The organism is Macrococcus psychrotolerans, assembly GCF_038095555.1.
GTDB classification, from domain to species: Bacteria; Bacillota; Bacilli; order Staphylococcales; family Staphylococcaceae; genus Macrococcoides; species Macrococcoides psychrotolerans.
Map to the genome: position 1 here is coordinate 1,513,706 of NZ_CP124591.1, position 16,788 is coordinate 1,530,493.

Annotated in this window: 21 protein-coding genes and 1 riboswitch; of the genes, 13 read left to right on the forward strand and 8 right to left on the reverse strand. The window is 32.6% G+C overall.

What is annotated here, in order from left to right; genetic code table 11:
• Positions 1-575: 575 nt before the first annotated feature.
• Positions 576-1,373, reverse strand: coding sequence for a thermonuclease family protein (locus tag QA539_RS07715; protein ID WP_419895034.1), 798 nt, complete (start codon positions 1,371-1,373; stop codon positions 576-578).
• 124 nt (positions 1,374-1,497) lie between these two features.
• Here QA539_RS07715 and QA539_RS07720 point away from each other — a divergent pair, with 124 nt between their 5' ends.
• On the forward strand, positions 1,498-1,698 hold the full coding sequence (locus QA539_RS07720) for a hypothetical protein (protein ID WP_419895035.1): 201 nt from the start codon (positions 1,498-1,500) through the stop codon (positions 1,696-1,698).
• Positions 1,695-1,943 (forward strand): hypothetical protein, encoded by a 249-nt coding sequence (locus QA539_RS07725; RefSeq protein WP_101042218.1) that lies wholly within the window; start codon positions 1,695-1,697, stop codon positions 1,941-1,943. Before QA539_RS07720 ends, QA539_RS07725 begins: the two co-directional genes overlap by 4 nt.
• A 123-nt stretch (positions 1,944-2,066) precedes the next feature.
• On the opposite strand, the gene QA539_RS07730 is transcribed toward QA539_RS07725, so the two are convergent.
• Entirely contained in the window at positions 2,067-2,597 is a 531-nt protein-coding gene (locus tag QA539_RS07730; RefSeq protein ID WP_419895036.1) for a hypothetical protein, read from the reverse strand.
• Positions 2,598-2,695: 98 nt separating this feature from the next.
• A riboswitch (SAM riboswitch) is annotated at positions 2,696-2,797 on the forward strand.
• A 73-nt stretch (positions 2,798-2,870) separates the two neighbouring features.
• Here QA539_RS07730 and QA539_RS07735 point away from each other — a divergent pair.
• Positions 2,871-3,092 (forward strand): hypothetical protein, encoded by a 222-nt coding sequence (locus QA539_RS07735; protein WP_101037149.1) that lies wholly within the window; start codon positions 2,871-2,873, stop codon positions 3,090-3,092.
• A gap of 66 nt (positions 3,093-3,158) precedes the next feature.
• Here the strand turns inward: QA539_RS07735 and QA539_RS07740 are convergent, their stop codons facing one another.
• Complete coding sequence (locus QA539_RS07740) at positions 3,159-4,310, reverse strand: zinc-dependent alcohol dehydrogenase (RefSeq protein WP_219492834.1); 1,152 nt, start codon at positions 4,308-4,310, stop codon at positions 3,159-3,161.
• Positions 4,311-4,489: 179 nt separating this feature from the next.
• Complete coding sequence (locus QA539_RS07745) at positions 4,490-4,666, reverse strand: hypothetical protein (RefSeq protein ID WP_219492835.1); 177 nt, start codon at positions 4,664-4,666, stop codon at positions 4,490-4,492.
• A gap of 306 nt (positions 4,667-4,972) precedes the next feature.
• On the opposite strand from QA539_RS07745, the gene QA539_RS07750 reads away from it, so the two are divergent.
• Positions 4,973-5,452: a hypothetical protein gene (locus tag QA539_RS07750; protein WP_101037153.1), complete on the forward strand. Its 480-nt coding sequence runs from the start codon at positions 4,973-4,975 to the stop codon at positions 5,450-5,452.
• Between the two features lie 9 nt (positions 5,453-5,461).
• Positions 5,462-5,674 (forward strand): helix-turn-helix domain-containing protein, encoded by a 213-nt coding sequence (locus tag QA539_RS07755; RefSeq protein ID WP_101037155.1) that lies wholly within the window; start codon positions 5,462-5,464, stop codon positions 5,672-5,674.
• Between the two features lie 18 nt (positions 5,675-5,692).
• Here the strand turns inward: QA539_RS07755 and QA539_RS07760 are convergent, their stop codons facing one another.
• On the reverse strand, positions 5,693-6,193 hold the full coding sequence (locus tag QA539_RS07760; protein WP_219492836.1) for a DUF3885 domain-containing protein: 501 nt from the start codon (positions 6,191-6,193) through the stop codon (positions 5,693-5,695).
• 788 nt (positions 6,194-6,981) lie between these two features.
• On the opposite strand from QA539_RS07760, the gene merA reads away from it, so the two are divergent.
• The 3 genes from merA (at position 6,982) to QA539_RS07775 (ending at position 9,725) form a co-directional block, all read left to right on the forward strand.
• A complete protein-coding gene (merA, locus tag QA539_RS07765) occupies positions 6,982-8,304 on the forward strand; it encodes a hypothiocyanous acid reductase MerA (RefSeq protein WP_419895037.1) in 1,323 nt (440 codons plus the stop codon).
• Positions 8,305-8,447: 143 nt separating this feature from the next.
• Positions 8,448-8,906 carry an RrF2 family transcriptional regulator gene (locus QA539_RS07770; RefSeq protein WP_419895038.1) on the forward strand — a complete coding sequence of 153 codons (459 nt, stop codon included), beginning with the start codon at positions 8,448-8,450 and terminating at the stop codon, positions 8,904-8,906.
• Positions 8,907-9,290: 384 nt separating this feature from the next.
• Complete coding sequence (locus QA539_RS07775) at positions 9,291-9,725, forward strand: Hsp20/alpha crystallin family protein (RefSeq protein WP_419895039.1); 435 nt, start codon at positions 9,291-9,293, stop codon at positions 9,723-9,725.
• A 174-nt stretch (positions 9,726-9,899) separates the two neighbouring features.
• Here QA539_RS07775 and QA539_RS07780 read toward each other — a convergent pair whose 3' ends face one another.
• Positions 9,900-10,136: a hypothetical protein gene (locus QA539_RS07780; protein ID WP_419895040.1), complete on the reverse strand. Its 237-nt coding sequence runs from the start codon at positions 10,134-10,136 to the stop codon at positions 9,900-9,902.
• A gap of 259 nt (positions 10,137-10,395) precedes the next feature.
• Here QA539_RS07780 and QA539_RS07785 point away from each other — a divergent pair, with 259 nt between their 5' ends.
• Both QA539_RS07785 and QA539_RS07790 read left to right on the forward strand, forming a co-directional pair.
• Entirely contained in the window at positions 10,396-10,617 is a 222-nt protein-coding gene (locus QA539_RS07785; protein ID WP_419895041.1) for a helix-turn-helix domain-containing protein, read from the forward strand.
• Between the two features lie 85 nt (positions 10,618-10,702).
• Positions 10,703-11,422 (forward strand): LLM class flavin-dependent oxidoreductase, encoded by a 720-nt coding sequence (locus QA539_RS07790; RefSeq protein WP_423245847.1) that lies wholly within the window; start codon positions 10,703-10,705, stop codon positions 11,420-11,422.
• Positions 11,423-11,564: 142 nt separating this feature from the next.
• On the opposite strand, the gene QA539_RS07795 is transcribed toward QA539_RS07790, so the two are convergent.
• Positions 11,565-11,969, reverse strand: a complete 405-nt coding sequence (locus QA539_RS07795) for a very short patch repair endonuclease (protein WP_419895042.1) — start codon at positions 11,967-11,969, stop codon at positions 11,565-11,567.
• Positions 11,970-12,150: 181 nt separating this feature from the next.
• Between QA539_RS07795 and dcm (QA539_RS07800) the strand changes: the two genes are divergently transcribed.
• From dcm (QA539_RS07800) to QA539_RS07810, 3 genes are all read left to right on the forward strand, one after another.
• Positions 12,151-13,392 carry a DNA (cytosine-5-)-methyltransferase gene (gene dcm / locus QA539_RS07800; protein WP_419895043.1) on the forward strand — a complete coding sequence of 414 codons (1,242 nt, stop codon included), beginning with the start codon at positions 12,151-12,153 and terminating at the stop codon, positions 13,390-13,392.
• Between the two features lie 77 nt (positions 13,393-13,469).
• Positions 13,470-14,147, forward strand: a complete 678-nt coding sequence (locus QA539_RS07805; RefSeq protein ID WP_419895044.1) for a hypothetical protein — start codon at positions 13,470-13,472, stop codon at positions 14,145-14,147.
• Between the two features lie 31 nt (positions 14,148-14,178).
• Positions 14,179-15,510, forward strand: a complete 1,332-nt coding sequence (locus tag QA539_RS07810; protein WP_419895045.1) for a Sau3AI family type II restriction endonuclease — start codon at positions 14,179-14,181, stop codon at positions 15,508-15,510.
• A gap of 18 nt (positions 15,511-15,528) precedes the next feature.
• Here QA539_RS07810 and dcm (QA539_RS07815) read toward each other — a convergent pair whose 3' ends face one another.
• The gene (dcm, locus tag QA539_RS07815) at positions 15,529-16,788 is read right to left on the reverse strand and encodes a DNA (cytosine-5-)-methyltransferase (RefSeq protein WP_419895046.1); all 1,260 of its coding nucleotides are present in this window, start codon (positions 16,786-16,788) and stop codon (positions 15,529-15,531) included.

The following is a 16,788-nucleotide window of genomic DNA, read 5'->3' on the forward strand; positions in this document are numbered from 1 at the left end:
AACACTATTTGAATTATACAAAAAAATAAATAAAAACAAGAAAAAATTCACAAAATATAGAAATATACTTTACCTATTTTTAATCATTACAAAAAGGAAGTTATTATATAATAAAACTTCAAACTCTTTAAAATCTAATAAAACTCTTTAATAAGGGTTTATAATAGGTTTTTTACATATATTTTTGTTATATTCACATAATAAAAATATATGTAATTATACCCTAAATTTCTTTCTATTTTGTGACATAAATCACTGTATTTTGTAAATTTTTATAATGAAATGAGAGCATATTTCCTTTTTTATTCTCCAATATACATTGTAAAAATAGAATAATTACACTTATAACACATTTCTTCTATATAGCAGCCGAAGTCATGAATAATTGACCAAACTCAAAACGTCTTACAGATTCCTGTAAGACGTAGTTTATTAGTATTGTTATAAAACAAAGATATGGCGCGCAGCGTCTACGACCTACTAAAAAAAGCGGAATAATTTCCTGTAGTAGCCCACACTCTCCAACATGCTTCAATTCCTATTGCACAAAAAAAGCAATCCACTCAGGATTGCTTTTAGTTATTCTTCATCCATGGCTGGTATGCTACGTTTGATGCTTCACAAGCGAGCTTGTCATTATCACGATCATGTTTCTTGTTATAAGAGATATGATGAATTGTCACGCCATATGGATAGTATTTTTTCATTGCCGTACAATTTTTAAATGTCTTCGGTGCACCTTTACGGTATTTTGAAGTTGGATAGCCAGCTTTTGTTGCAGGCTGTTTCGCAACTGGTTTTGCAGCTGGCTTAGCTGCTGGTTTTGGTGCTTGTTTAACGACGGGCTTCTTCGGATTATAGATAAATCCTTCACCACGTGTATTCACATACCCAGGAATCGACCAGATACGAAGTTTCTTAGCCTTCGCAACCGACTCGGTTTTCTTAAGTGCATTTAGATAATACTTCTGAGAATAGACGTAGCCTATACGTGCATATCCTGAACGTACCATTTCATCATTGACTAAACGATTGTTGGCATATAGATATACAAGATGACGGCCATAACGGTCTGTCTTTTGATTGTTATCATACTGCATCGAAAGATTCGCATAACGTAAGTAGCTATCCAAATATTTCCCCGCTTCTACCGCATATGGCTGAACAGGTTTCTTTGGATCCTTCGATTCAGGTGTATCAATAAGCAACAAACGAAGTGTGATTGCTTTGTTACCTTGCTTAACGCGTACAGTATCACCATCAACTACTGATACAAACTTCACCGGAATTTTCTTTGAAATGGCGTGTGATTGAGTAGCTGGGTAAAAAGAAAACAATAATAATAAAATAGTAAAGATTTTAATACGCTTCATTTTTTCCTCCAGAATAATTTATTTTACTATTATTATAATCAACTTGTACGAAAAAGATAGACTATAATTTAATATTTTTTATTTTTTTGTTAAAATATAGAAAATAGTGTTAGGAGTCTTCATAATGGTGATTAAAGTCTTATTCTTATTCAACTTTATAATCATACCTATCGTTTGGGTCGCTGGCAGCTTGATATTTGCAGCGATAGGAAATAGAAGTTTATCAGAAGCATATGTCGATGGCCTCGGTGTATGTGCATTTTACTACTTCTTCTTAAGCGTGTTTGTATATATATTCTATATTAGAAAGAAGGTTCCGGAATGATTGAAGAGCAAAAGAAAAATAAAATTGAAATGGTACAAAATATATTCCTAGGGTTATTAGGACTTGGTTTAATAATTAAAATATTTATCCCTGTGTTTGAATATGTTATGGACATTGCAGCAGTTGGTTTAGTGACTACACTGCTTTATAAAGCAACGCTGGAAAAACATACAGGTAAAGCCTTTTTATATTCATTGCTGTTACTTTTAATATTTATATTAATATTTACACAACGTATGAATTAAAATAACCATCCCATAAATTATTTATGGGATGGTTATTTTTCACATATATCCACGCAATAATGCCAGACACGATATAGAGTACAATTATACTCTATGCGATTATAATTTTAATTGTCTTATTCGTTACTTACCATACCACTCTGCTTCCGATATCACTTCATTTATATCGAAGTCGTGTGCATATTCTCGTTCAAACTCACGCTTGATCCATTCAATGACTGATGTATCTTCAGAGATGATATCAATATAGAATGGACTGAGTCTAATGAAAGTCTGCTCGTTATACAAATAACTGATAAATGGATGGTTTTCTTTAACTTTCGTATATTTGATATAGTTTACCGCATCTGATTGACTCAGATGATTAATATTCGCCATCATCACTACTAGATCATAGTGATTCTGTTCTATCTTATATTCCTGATAATTTGAAATATTCAATACCGTCCATAATCTGAAATTACATTTATTGTAGGCACTTGATAAATATAATAAATTAACATCTCCACCAAAGATATGACCCACTAATCTTCGATATTTAAAATACGTTAAACGCGATTCGTAAAACCTCACGCGATGTTGATTCTTAAACTGCATGAATGGCGACAACTGTTTATTTAAAATATCATATCCAGCACTAATAATAGATGACATGGTGTCACTCCTTCCACTATAATCCATATTTTAATAATATATATAATTTTCAACTTTAGCAAAGTATGTTATAATAAATATACAAAAAAATAGCTCGTATCTTATTTAGAGTAGGTGGAGGGACTTGGCCCTATGAAACCTCAGCAGCAGGCTTATGCACTGTGCTAATTCCAACAAGATGTAATCTTGAAAGATAAGAAGTTCTTAACAAAGCTCTTCTTACTTTAAGATGAGCTTATTTTTATTGTAATCATTTTATAAGGAGTGTTTTGTATGAGAACAAGAGCAGATGTATTAGCAGAATTGTATGAGGTAAGAAAGAGAAAGCCGAATTCCTATGCTTCTAATATGCATAAGGTCGGCAAGATCAATGAGCTGGAACGTGAACTTAGAGAAATCGAAACAGAGCACCAGCTTCCTTCCGTCAGTAAAGAACGAGAGAAGAAAATAGAGTTTGTCGTAGAGGGCCTGAAGATTACGATAGAGCATATATAGAAAAAGGAAATCTCAGTGATTGATCATCACTGAGATTTCCTTCTATATTTAAACGCTTGCTATCATCTATTCAGGCTTAAGTATAACTTTGATATTGTTGTCTTTCTTCTTATCGAATACTTTATAAGCTTCATCAGCTTTTTCTAGTGGGAAAGTATGGGTGATGATCTCTGTAGGATCAAATACTTCGTCTTTAATCATCTGATAGAGTTTAGGCATTAAGTGAATTACAGGTGCTTGTCCACTTGTCACCCTAACGTTACGGTTAAAGATCAGATCAAGCGGGAAATTATCTGCAGGAGTACCGTAGATTCCCGTAAGCTGGATTGTACCAAATTTTCTTACAGATTCAGCAGCTGTAATGATCGGGCTAATTGTGCCACGTTGCTGAGAACGTCTTGATAACTTCGGTTCTGGACTTGATTGTTGCCCGTCCATACCTACACAGTCAATGACAACATCTGCGCCACCTTGTGTCTTTTCTTTAAGCAACTTTCCAATTTCTTTCTCTTCATCAAAGTTATACACTTCAGCACCGTTATACTTTTTCGCATGATCAAGACGGTGTTGTACATTATCGATTGCAATAACTCTTTCAGCACCTTTTAATTTTGCGAACTTCTGTGCCATTAATCCAATAGGACCACAACCTAACACAATTACAGTGTCTCCTGGTTTAACGCCTGCATGTTCTACACTCCAGTATGCAGTAGGTGCAACGTCTGATAAGAATAATACCTGCTCATCCTTTAAGTTATTATCTGGCACCTTAAATGAAGAGAAGTCAGCATGTGGTACTCTTAAATACTCTGCCTGTCCACCCCAATGATTGCCATGAAGGTTACCGAAACCAAATAATCCGCCGTTATCTAACTTCCAGTTAGCAGGCGTCTCATTAGAATTATCACATTGAGATTCCATGTCATGCTGACAGTAGAAACATTCACCACAGCCAATATTAAAAGGAATAACGACACGATCACCCTTCTTCAGGTTCTTTACATCCTTACCTACTTCTTCGACAATCCCCATAGGTTCATGTCCGATAACAAAACCAGGTTCCATGAATAAGTCACCTTGGTGATATAAATGTAAATCTGATCCACAAATACCTGAAGCTGTTATCTTAATAATCGCATCAGTGGATTCGATAATCTTAGCATCTTCGACTTCTTTCGTTACCATCTTCTTGTGTCCTTGATAAGTTACTGCTTTCATATATAGAAACCCCCATCTAGTACAAATTTTGAATCTGTTACTATATACCTCTTTTACATATTTCAAAACATGTATTTTATGAAAGTGTATGCCTAAGCAAGCATACAATAGAAGAGAGACGGTGGCGGAGTAAGTAAGAAAATTTAAAAGTAAGGATTACTGTTACTATCATAATATCTTTATTTCTTTAAATTCCTAGCATCATTAAAATCCGCTCCACCAAAGGCCGCTTTTTCATAAGTTTCGTCTTCTCTCCCCTTTAGACCCGGTGCATCAAAATCAGTATTACCCGTGCGGCCAGCAGGATTATGTTCACCATGGTGCTTTGGTGGCCAGTTATTATTTCTCTCGGTCATAATATTTTCTCCTTTGCATTTAAAATTTAAATTTCATATATTGTATTGAAAGTAAAAATTAAAACACAAATTGTAACTATCCTATATTTATTACATTAAAATAAATTTCATATTATACGATAATTTTCAATCTACAACAATGATTTATCAGCCATTTGTACAGTCCACCTAAATAGATAGTCCCATAAAAATATTCCCGCTTTCGATATCACATATATAATTTTTTATCGAAAAACAATAAATTTATTGTTTTTCGATAAATATAATGTTATATTTTTATTGATAAACGATAAAGGAGAGATTTTAATGAATAAAAGTATCACATCTTTAAAGTTCACAAAGTACTTTGTAATTTTAGCATTTATTGTCACACTACTTACTTCTATAGTGACGATTTCAGAATTCTTCTCAAATTCAATTAGTAATGATCTATGGCATTTTTCAAATCGAGGTTTATATTACTTTGGAATCTATATTATTCAATGCATAATTTTATTAATGATTTTAATATTCACTTTTCAACTTATGCAAAAAGTGGATATTGCAGATTATTTTAATACAATCAATCATGATAAATTAATGCTCATTGCGATATTAACGATTGGCTATGGAGGTCTTAACTTAGCTAAGAAATATCTTAATGCATCTGTAGAATATTCAACATTATTAAATACTACAGTAGAAACAAATCTGTTATTATTTATTTTAGGTATAGTAATTCTTTCTTCACTATTTATATACGAAGAATCAAAAAAAATTAAAGAAGAAAACGACTTAACAATATAGGTGTATACTATGATCAAAATAAAGTTAGATGAAGTATTAAAAGAGCGAGGTGTTTCTTTAACTGAATTATCAAAGGCGGTTGATGTTACAATCGCAAATCTATCCATATTAAAGACTGGAAAAGCAAAGGCAGTTCGTTTTAGCACTTTAGAAGCAATATGCGACTATCTTGATTGTCAGCCTGGTGATATTATTGTCAATGAAAAGAAGGTATCTGAGTAATTTTCAGATACCTTCTTTTCATTTCTTATATATGACAACGCCCCGATCATCATAGGGGTAGTAAAATATATCTTCATCTAAATTTGTAATTATTGTTAAAACAGATGCTTTTCTAAAGGTTTGAGATTCATACGCAAAATCTTGATAACAAATATCTTTAACTAATTTTTGTAAATTCAAATCACGTTTGTTAATAATATATGCATATTGATGACAATTATCACTTAGTTCATTATGATAGAGACTAAAATTAAATCGTTCAAATTGCTTAAAATACTTTATTAAATTTAAACGATAATACCTATCTTTATATGCAACACAAAATATTATCTTTATCTGTTCAACATCTTTGAATAAAACATGAAAATAATCCGCCATTTCAAATCTTACCTGTTCAAATACAGCGTGATTGAGTTTATCATTATCTATAAAACGACTTTGATTTTTTACGAGTTCAATATGTTCGAAATCTAAATTTTGTTCGATAATATCTCTGGACATAAGTTGATAGTAATCCATAAAGCCTCCAATGCCTGTTATGTTATTACATATATATTAATTTGAATCAATTTTAAGTTGGAGATTTCCTATGCGCAAACTAGAGGTTGTCCCGTATAATTCTGACGAGACATAATATCCTAGAATAAAAGTAAAACTATTATATATACTATATGCATTAGCTAATGAATTAAACTTTTCTATCGATTTATTTTCCTAACATTATATTCTTTAATAATAATTAAAACTATTATGAAAAACACTAAAAAGGGAATAACATTATTAGATATTTCATACCATTCCCACACATTTCCTGTAGTTAAATAGCTCATTAAAAATTGAATGAGTATAATACTGAAAAATCCTCCTAAACCAGTGTAAACAACATCTTTATTTGTTTTCATACTTAATAAACATTCCTTTATATTTTTATATATAATTATAAACACATTTGTTAAAATATCACAATTTTATTTTTTGAATATTAACTCCTCTTACATTACTTCTCTATGTTCTATAAAAGCTTCTGCCAATGCCTATATATGTTCCTTATACTTTAAACTTCTATCCTCCCTATACAATGTAAAAATTTGAATAGAAGCTAAATTACAATTATCATCTAATTTATCATTTTTATTAAAATACACTGGAATTAGAAAGTGCAGGCGATTCACGGGGATGAGTTATTAGTTGAATTTAAAAAACTTATATGTTTAAATGTAACTATTAAAGTTACATTTAAACAATGGATTATCATCAAAATATTTATTTTTGATTTACATGAACTTACTTATTGACGGAGGGATAAAATGAAAAATTATGATTTATTAATTTTAGGTTTTGGTAAAGGTGGTAAAACACTCGCAAAAGCAGCTTCATCTCTAGGAAAAAAAGTGGCAGTTGTTGAGCAGTCAAAAAAAATGTATGGTGGCACATGTATCAATATCGGATGTATACCATCTAAAACATTGGTACACGAAGGTTTACATCATAAATCATTCAATCAGGCATTTGAGCGCAAGGACGAAGTTGTATCTGCTCTTAATGAAAAAAATTATCATAATTTAGCAGATGATGAAAATATAACAATATTAGATTATACGGCTAAATTTAAATCTAATACTGAAGTATATTTATTAGATAATCAAGGTAACGTTGTAGATACATTAACAGCAGACAAGATTGTCATAAATACTGGTGCAACTCCTGTTATTCCTGATATTCAGGGGATTAAAGAATCGAAATACTTATATGATTCCACAGGAATTATGAATCTAAGCAAACAACCGAAACGACTAATCATTATCGGTGGCGGCTATATTTCATTGGAATTTGCTTCTATGTTTTCTAATTTCGGCACAGAAGTTACCGTGTTAGAAGCTAGTGACAAACTAATGGTAAAAGAAGATGAGGAAATCGTATCACATGTAATTAAAGATTTAGAGGATAAGGGTATAAAATTCGAGCTTAGTGTTCAAACCACAAAATTTGAAGATAAAGATAATTATACAGTCGTCAAAACAAACAAAGGAGACTTTGAAGCTGATGCGGTACTGATTGCAGTTGGCAGAACACCAAACACAGATTTAAATTTAGAAAATACAGATATTACATTAGGAGAACGCGGAGAAATAAAAGTTAACAGTCAGTTACAAACATCTGTTGAAGATATCTATGCTATTGGAGATGTTAAAGGTGGAATGCAATTCACTTATATTTCACTAGATGATTTTAGAATTGTTAAAGATAAATTATACGGTACAGGTACCCGTACTACTGAAAATAGAGGTGCTGTACCTTATACTGTATTTATAGATCCACCTCTATCTCGTGTGGGATTAACTGCTAAAGAAGCAAAGGATAAAGGCTATAATATTAAAGTAGGCAGACTTCCAGTAAATAGTATACCGCGCCATAAAGTTAACGATGATGCTAGAGGTTTATTCAAAGTTGTGATAGATGAAACAACTAATAAAATACTTGGCGCTACATTATATGGTTCTCAATCCGAGGAGATCATTAATATAATAAAGTTAGCAATTGATCAAAACATTGATTATTCAGTTTTAAGAGATAATATATATACTCACCCAACCATTATTGAGTCGTTTAATGATCTATTTAATGTTTAATTTATAATTGATTATCAAATCAATAGCATCAAAAATTTCCATTTCCTGAACAAGTGTTATGATGAATCCTCTACGCTTAATCACAGGATTTTCCCGTGGAAATATATTATTTAAATGTAGATAGCGTTAAATGAAAAAAAGAGGTGGCTTTTATCAATCAACAGTTTAATATAGCTATTCATGTATTAGTATTTCTAGGTAAACATAGTAATGAACAGTTCTCGAGCCTGGAGCTATGTGAATCAGTCTGTGTACACCCTGTTCAGTTACGTAAAGTTATGCGTTTATTAAGTTCTAACAAATTAGTAGAAACAAGATACGGTAAAAAAGGTGGGTATAGAGCTATAGATGATTGTTTAAATATATCCTTAGCTAAATTATTCATGATATTTAGAGATGTAGATAATGACACTCGTATTTTTACTGGAAAAGAAGATAGTGACTGTAAGATATCAAGAAGTATGAGAAAAACAATGTATAATTTTTCTGTAAAAGAATACGATCTATTAAAAGAATATTACAAAGATATTTATATAGGAGATATATTAGCAGATATCAATGAGGGCAATACTAATGAAAAAAAGAATTTAATCCATAGTTAATTGACTAAATTCTATAGAGTTAACCCCATTGATTTTGGAGTTTGTCATATAATATAATTTTAGTGTGATATAAACACACTAAAATTATGAATAAAAATTACACAAAAACTCTTGACCTTTTTTGACCAATTTGATATAAATATAAGTGTAAGATATATAGTTTGTTTAGGAGGCGATTATATGACATTAAATCTTAATCAAATTAATCATCAAGGCGGTGCACAAACGCACAAACGGTGTTAGTTTTAAACATGCATTGAATGATCCTATGAATTTTATTGAGTTTGAAACACATAATAGCTGGAATGAGTACCTCAAATCTTTGGAACTGATTAAATCAATTAATTTAAAAGCAAAATAAAAAATTACAAGGAGTGGTTTTCTATGGCTTATGAATTAAATCGTTTTAATAACAGTTTATTAGATATGACACCAAGCTCATTATTCAGAGATTTTAGCAAGCAATTCTTTAATACTCTACCAGATATGCAAAGTATGAAGACTGACATCGAAGAAAGAGATGATCAATATGAAATGACAGTTGAATTACCTGGTTACACAAAGGACTCACTTGATATTTCGTATAATAATGGTTATCTAACAATCAAAGCAGAAAATAACATCATAAATGAATCAACAGATGAAGAAGGTAAGATGATCCAACAAGAAAGATCGTACAGCAACATGCAACGTGCGTATGCACTAAGTAACGTCGATAGCGACAATATCCAAGCTTCCTTTAAAGACGGTGTTTTAAAAATAACATTACCTAAGATAGAAAAGACTATTAAAAAGTCAATTGAAATTAAAGAAGGATAGTTTTTAAAGGTAGTTTAGTTAAAATAACATGTAAACATCACTGAGAACATAATTCTCGGTGATGTTTTTTTTGTATACAATTTCTAGATAACTGCATTCCTCTTGTGGCTATAGTTAAGGATAAATAATAACTTCTGCTTATCGAATGCACTTAGTCTCCTACCCTGCTTAAAACTAAACCGCACCATCCAGGAAAGCAGTGACAAACAGCTCCCCTTTGCGCGTAACAGAGATGCGCATAGACGGAGATAGTTCTGTACCGATGAAATAATCGATGTGCAGTTCGATCATACACAGTTCAACAAGGAGACTAATAAGCTCAATATCCATCTGTGCGTTGAAGTAATTACGGTGTACGTTGGATTTCATTTCAATTAATAGCATATGTATGTGATGCAGCGTATCGTCCATGGATGTCCTCCCTATGCTGTGGTGTAATTTTATAATATTTCGGTTGTTGAAATATAAGTAAGAAGTTGCGAATTTGGAAAGTTTTCACTAAATCATCTGTATGCACGATATAATGATTTATTGTGATTAAAAACATACACATAATAAACCTTATATTATATAACAAATGAAATGTATTGCGTCATTTATTGCCAACATCGCAACTATCCCCAAACACATAACAAATATTGATACTTTCACGTAAAGTGAAGGTGATCAGATGGACAATATTACAGTTGCTGAGGCACTGAGATGGCATAGAGAGAATCTGGATTATAGTGCGAAGGAAGTTGCCGCGCATATCAATGTGACCCCGTCGATCTATTCGAAGATTGAAAGTGGCAATCGCCTCGTGACGGTCCCAGAGTTTAAGCGTATAGCAGAATTGTTTGACATGACGATGGATGAACTATGTGTAATACCAAGCCGAAAGAGCAGATAAAGCTTCAGGTGTATTTGCAGATTACAGAAAAGTAAACCCTGCTTATATTTCAGGAAAACATGTACAAGCAAATGGTGCCCTCGCCATCCCCCCTTCTCCACAAGGACAACCGGTGATCTTCCACTCTGGAGGATCACCAGACAGCATTGCTTTTGCTGGTAGATATGCAAGGGCAATGATTGGTGAAGTGTGGACAATCGAGCAAGTTGTGGCAACGCGCAATGCGCTAAGACAAGCGGCGATAGATGCCGGAAGAAAGCCAGATGAAATTAAATTCATCGCAGGTCTCATGCCCGTCATCGCAGACTCTAGACGTGAGGCACTGGATAGACACGCTAGCTTCATGGATGAAAATATCGTGCAGCAACGTGCTTACCATATCGGAATGGTGTTAGGAATCAGATTAACACCAGCTGACCTAGAAAGACCAATCCCTAAAGAACTATTAGACACAGTTGTGATCGATAGCTACTCTGACCCACGTATCGAGAACGTACTGAAAGTCGCACGAGAAGGATGGACATTACGCGATATCATCTATCATTCCGTTATCGACTATCATCCAGCAACGCTAGGCGATGCTAAAGAGACAGCTGACTTCTTAACTGAATGGTTTGAATCAGGCGCAGCAGATGGCTTCTGGATACTACCTGATGCCTATGAGACAGACTTCAAACGATTCGTAGACGAAGTCGTACCAATCCTCCAAGCACGTGGCGTCTTCCATAAAGACTATGAAGGCACGACATTACGCGAGAACATGGGCATCCCGTATCAATATGGATTAGATGAAAGATTGAGATAGAAATTAAGAAGAGACAGTCTTAGGATTAGGACTGTCTCTTCTTTACTTTCTCGATGATTAAAATTGTGAAGTCAATGAGGTGGAAGAAAAATGTGGCGAGTAGATTGAACAATTCTAGCCCTCCTATTTTTTCATATACTTGTTATTCATTAACAATCATCTCATATAATGCTTCCAACGTTTCTTCTCTTTCTAACGGTTTAAGACCACATTCCCACACTACTATAACGCGTATACCAAGTTCTGTTAATTCTTCGATATTACGCTCATCTCTTGAAACGTTTCTATTAAATTTCTTCTCCCAGAACTCCTGGTTGCTCTTAGGCATAACAAACAAGTCACAGTTATGTACATGCCAAAAACAACCATTTACAAAAACTGCTGTTTTATATTTAGGAATATAGATATCTGGAGTTCCTGGAAATCTTTTATCATTTTTTCTGTATCTGATACCTTTGGAGTATAAGTATTTACGAACGATATCTTCAGGTTTACTTTTCTTCTTAGAATTAGCTACCATCGTTTTATTAAGAGTATGTTCTTCCATAACAAACACCACCCCTTCATAATTATATATACCCACATCTTTCGAATAAAATGTAAAGCTACATACTTTACAATACGAACGATCGTTCGTATAATTAAGATGGTAATAAATTCGATATATCAATCAATCCGGATCTTTGATAAAATATAAAAGTTAATCATAATTTATAAGGAGGCCCACTATGGAAAAGATAAAAGTAGCGGAAATGTTTGCAGGTGTCGGTGGTTTTCGTATCGGTTTAGAAAACACTAACAATAATATGTTTGAAGTTACTTGGGCAAACCAATGGGAACCTTCTAGAAAAGTTCAGCATGCTTTTGATTGTTATTCACGAAACTTCAAAACAGGCATTCATAGTAATGAGGATATTACAGAAGTTCCAAATGCTGAACTTGCTGCGACGAATGTCGACATGATTGTTGGTGGTTTTCCTTGCCAAGATTATTCTGTAGCACGCTCATTAAATGGCGAACTCGGCATGCAAGGAAAGAAAGGTGTACTATTCTGGGAGATTACGCGGTTCATACAAAACGTTGCACCAAAGTACATCTTACTTGAAAATGTCGATCGTTTACTAAAATCTCCTTCTAAACAAAGAGGAAGAGATTTCGGAGTAATGCTTTCTACATTAAACGAACTTGGTTATGATGTTGAATGGCGTGTGATTAATGCAGCAGACTATGGTAATGCACAACGTAGAAGACGTGTATTCATCTTTGGATATAGACGCGAAACGAACTACGCTAAGTCAATACTCAAGAAAACACAGGAACAAATTGTATTTAAAGATGGATTCTTTGCGAAAGCATTCCCTATCACTGATGAAATAGTTAAGAATCGTGTTTCTACTACTTCACTTTCGAGTGATATTGTTAGTGTTTCTGATAATTTTTCTTATACATTCCATCCATCGGGTTATATGAAGAATGGAGAAGTTTATACAGCTCATACTGTACCGAAATATGAATCTCCAGCTACACTTGGATCTGTCCTCGTTGAAGAAGTCCCAGAACAATATTACCTTCCAGAAGATAAGGTTGAGAAGTTCAAATATTTAAGAGGCTCAAAGAAAATCGAAAGAATTACAGCAGATGGTCATAAGTATATTTATAGTGAAGGTGGTATGTCAGAGAGCGATGACATTAATTTACCTGCAAGAACGATGCTAACGAGTGAATCCTCAGTAAATAGAAGCACACATTTTATCAAAGAGTCAGAAGATAAATTCAGAACACTTACCCCTGTTGAAGCTGAGCGATTGAACGGTTTTCCTGATAACTGGACTGAAGGTATGCCAGAGAAGATGAGATTCTTCTGTATGGGGAACGCATTAGTTGTACCATTAATTACGCGAATGGGAAATCAAATTGAGGAAATCGAAAAACTCTATCCAGATGATATTACGCAATTAAATCTTTTTTAGTCTACCAATTGATGGTAGACTTTTTTATTTTAGAAAAATATACTTGTAATAAGTAACCTAGATAGGAGATGATTAATATGAGTAATTTTAATTTGGATATCTATATCGAGCATGAAATTAATAAGTATTTAGATACACATATATATCCTCTTCTAGAGAAAGAATTTGGACTAGTATTTAATAGAGTTACAGATATGAACTTACAACACGCCGGAGTAGATACTGTTGGCAAACATAAACTATTTAATAAAAAATTAAATATAGATGAAAAAACAGCATCACATCATTTTGCTAATTCAATTTATGATACAGGTCTCCCTACTTTCGCTTTGGAACTTTCATACTTCAAAGAAGATGATGAGAAAGTTGGATGGTTATTTAATCCTAAATATAGTAAAACAGATACTTACTTATTTAGCTGGGGTTGGCGCAACTCTGAAGAAAAAGATTGGAAGACCATAAAATATAATGATATCGTGCAAATGGAATCTGTATTGGTTTTAAAGAAAGACTTGATTAAATATTTAGATAAGCATTATGACTTTAATTTAACGAACTATGAGTCATTCATTGATAATAATTCGAACAGTAATAGTCATAAGTATTACATTAAAGAAAGTAAAGGACCATACATATATAATTCAGGCGAAAAATATAATGAACGTCCTATCAACTTAGTATTTCCAAAACACGAGCTTATTAAAATCTCTAAATTTCACACAATACATAAAATAGAAGGTGATCAAAATAGCTAAATTTGAATATGAGACAGTTAAAGATTTAATAATGTATGCCAAAGAAGCAGAAGGAAAATATTTGTATGAAATTGATAAGAAAGATATGTTGGAGAATACAAATGTAAAAGGCTCTGTGGGACATATTCTCGAAGCTAGTTATTTTGGTTACGAAATAAATTCAAATGCAGAGCCTGACTTTGCAGATGTAGGAATAGAACTAAAAGCTACTGGTATCCAAAAGATGAAAAAAGGAGACCTGAAAGCCAAAGAGCGACTCGTATTAAATATAATCAATTACTGTGACGAAGCTACAGTTGAATTTAAGACATCAAGCTTTTGGAAGAAAAATAAACATTTACTTCTCTTCTTCTATCAATATAAAAAAGATAAAAACAACAAAATGGATCGTAGAAACGCTCAAATAATTAAAGTTGAAGACTTCCAATTTCCAGAAGAAGACTTAAAAACAATAAAACAAGATTGGAATATAATACATAACAAAATCATCAATGGCGAAGCCCACCTACTTTCTGAAGGTGACACATTAATACTTGGTGCATGTACCAAAGGTTCCACTGCAGCAAAATCTTTAAGAAAACAGCCTAATAGTGATGTTTTGGCTAAGCAGCGAGCATATTCTATTAAGCAAGGGTACATGTCAAATCTTGTTCGAAAGTTAATTACAAAAGAGCACTTTGAAGCAATTACGACTGCAAAAGAGGTAAATGAAAAGTCTATCGATCAGATATTACATAATAAATTTAAGAATTACTATGGTAAATCTGATGTTGAAATAGCTGAACAATTAAATATCACTCTTAGTGATGGGAAAAATCGTATCGCACATCTGGTAAGTAATATGTTAGGTGTTAAGAAGAATGATTTAAGTAAAATCGAGGAATTTGAAAAGTATAGCATTAAATTTAAAACGATTACTTTAAATAATGAAGGTAAGTTGAAAGAACACATGTCTTTTGAGAACATTGATTTTGATGAGTATGCTACTTCTGAGTGGGATGATAGCCATTTAAAAACGATGTTCGAATCAACAAAATGGTTATTTGTTGTATTTAAAGAAGATGATAAACGTAATAAAATATTTCTTGGGTACAAGTTATGGAACATGCCAATGACTGATATTGAAGGACCGTTACAAGAGTTTTTCATAAAAACACAACGCATTCTTAACGAAGGTGTTATACTTACACAGACTTCAAGAGGTGTACGCAATAACCTACCTGGCGCAAAAGACAATCCAATTTGTCATATCAGACCAAAAGCTAGAAATGCTGAAGATAAAGTTAAACTTCCAGATGGACAATGTATTACTAAACAGTGTTTTTGGTTGAATAAGGGGTATATGTATAATATTATTACTTAAAACGCGAAAAGCTCAATGTCAAATTTTGACTTCGAGCTTTTCGCTTTCGATTATTTTATTAATCTCCATCATATTAGTAAATATCGCTTCTAATACCTCTACAACAATGCTGTTTCCAGCTAACTTTATTATTTTTGAAGGAGCTAGCATCCTTCTCTCCACTGTTGATGAAATAATAATATTATTCTCTACTAATAAATCATATTGCTCTTCTTTAAACCCCATTAATAACATGCATTCTCTTGGTGTTAAGTTCCTATATGCCTTGTTTTTTTCTTTAAGCACTTCATCGTCATATAAAATAATACCTGAATTAGGATGACGATCCTGTTTTGTTGTGACAGTTCTGGCATAACGATTTTGGATACTTCTACCTTTTGCTAAAATAGGATTAGAGTTTAATATTTTTACACGAGATTCAGTTAAATCTGGTGTACTCTCTATAGCTTCTTTTCTATATTTATCAATGGAATAATCTAATTTAATATAATTTTTAAGAGGATTTATTTCCCTGATAACATGCTCAAGATTGTTAAAAAATAAATATTCATTTATATCCTTATATATTTCTTCATCATCACATAGGATACTTAACATGTAAGTTCTTACTCTAGACTGCGGGACTCCAAAATTTCGCGCGTCTAATGTGTATACTTCATTTATATACCCTAGACTCTTTAAAAACTCTTTCCATTCTTCAAAATTTTTAATATGTTTATCAGAAAGTATATTGCTAACATTTTCCATTAACAAAAATCTAGGTAATTGTTTTCCACTCTGACTCATTTCAATAAGAATTCTTTCAATCTGCCAAAGTAATGTAGAACGGTTGTTGGCATTTCTATCAATTCCACCGCTATTTTTATGCCAATATCCGCTTACTGATAGATCTTGGCAAGGGAAAGAATATGTCAACAGGTCAGTCTCCGGTAATTCATTACCAGAGACTTTAGTAATATCAACGAAATTATTATTTCTTTCAATAGCACACAATATGGCTTTTAGCTGACCAACACTCATCGCACTTAAGGATCTATTTGACAATGGTTCTTTTCCATCATTTGATAAATTATATTTTGATAAGATATTTACTAATGATTCTTTTGTATGATGACGATAGTCTTCCCAATCTTGTGGCCCATTATGTAAAATATCATATGCGAACATCGCACCTATTTCCCATTCAATAATCCCTTGTACTTCAAAATCTGCATTTATATTTTTTAAGGCTTGCGCTTGGCTTCCAATGCCACTAAATGCTTCTATTACTCTTAACAT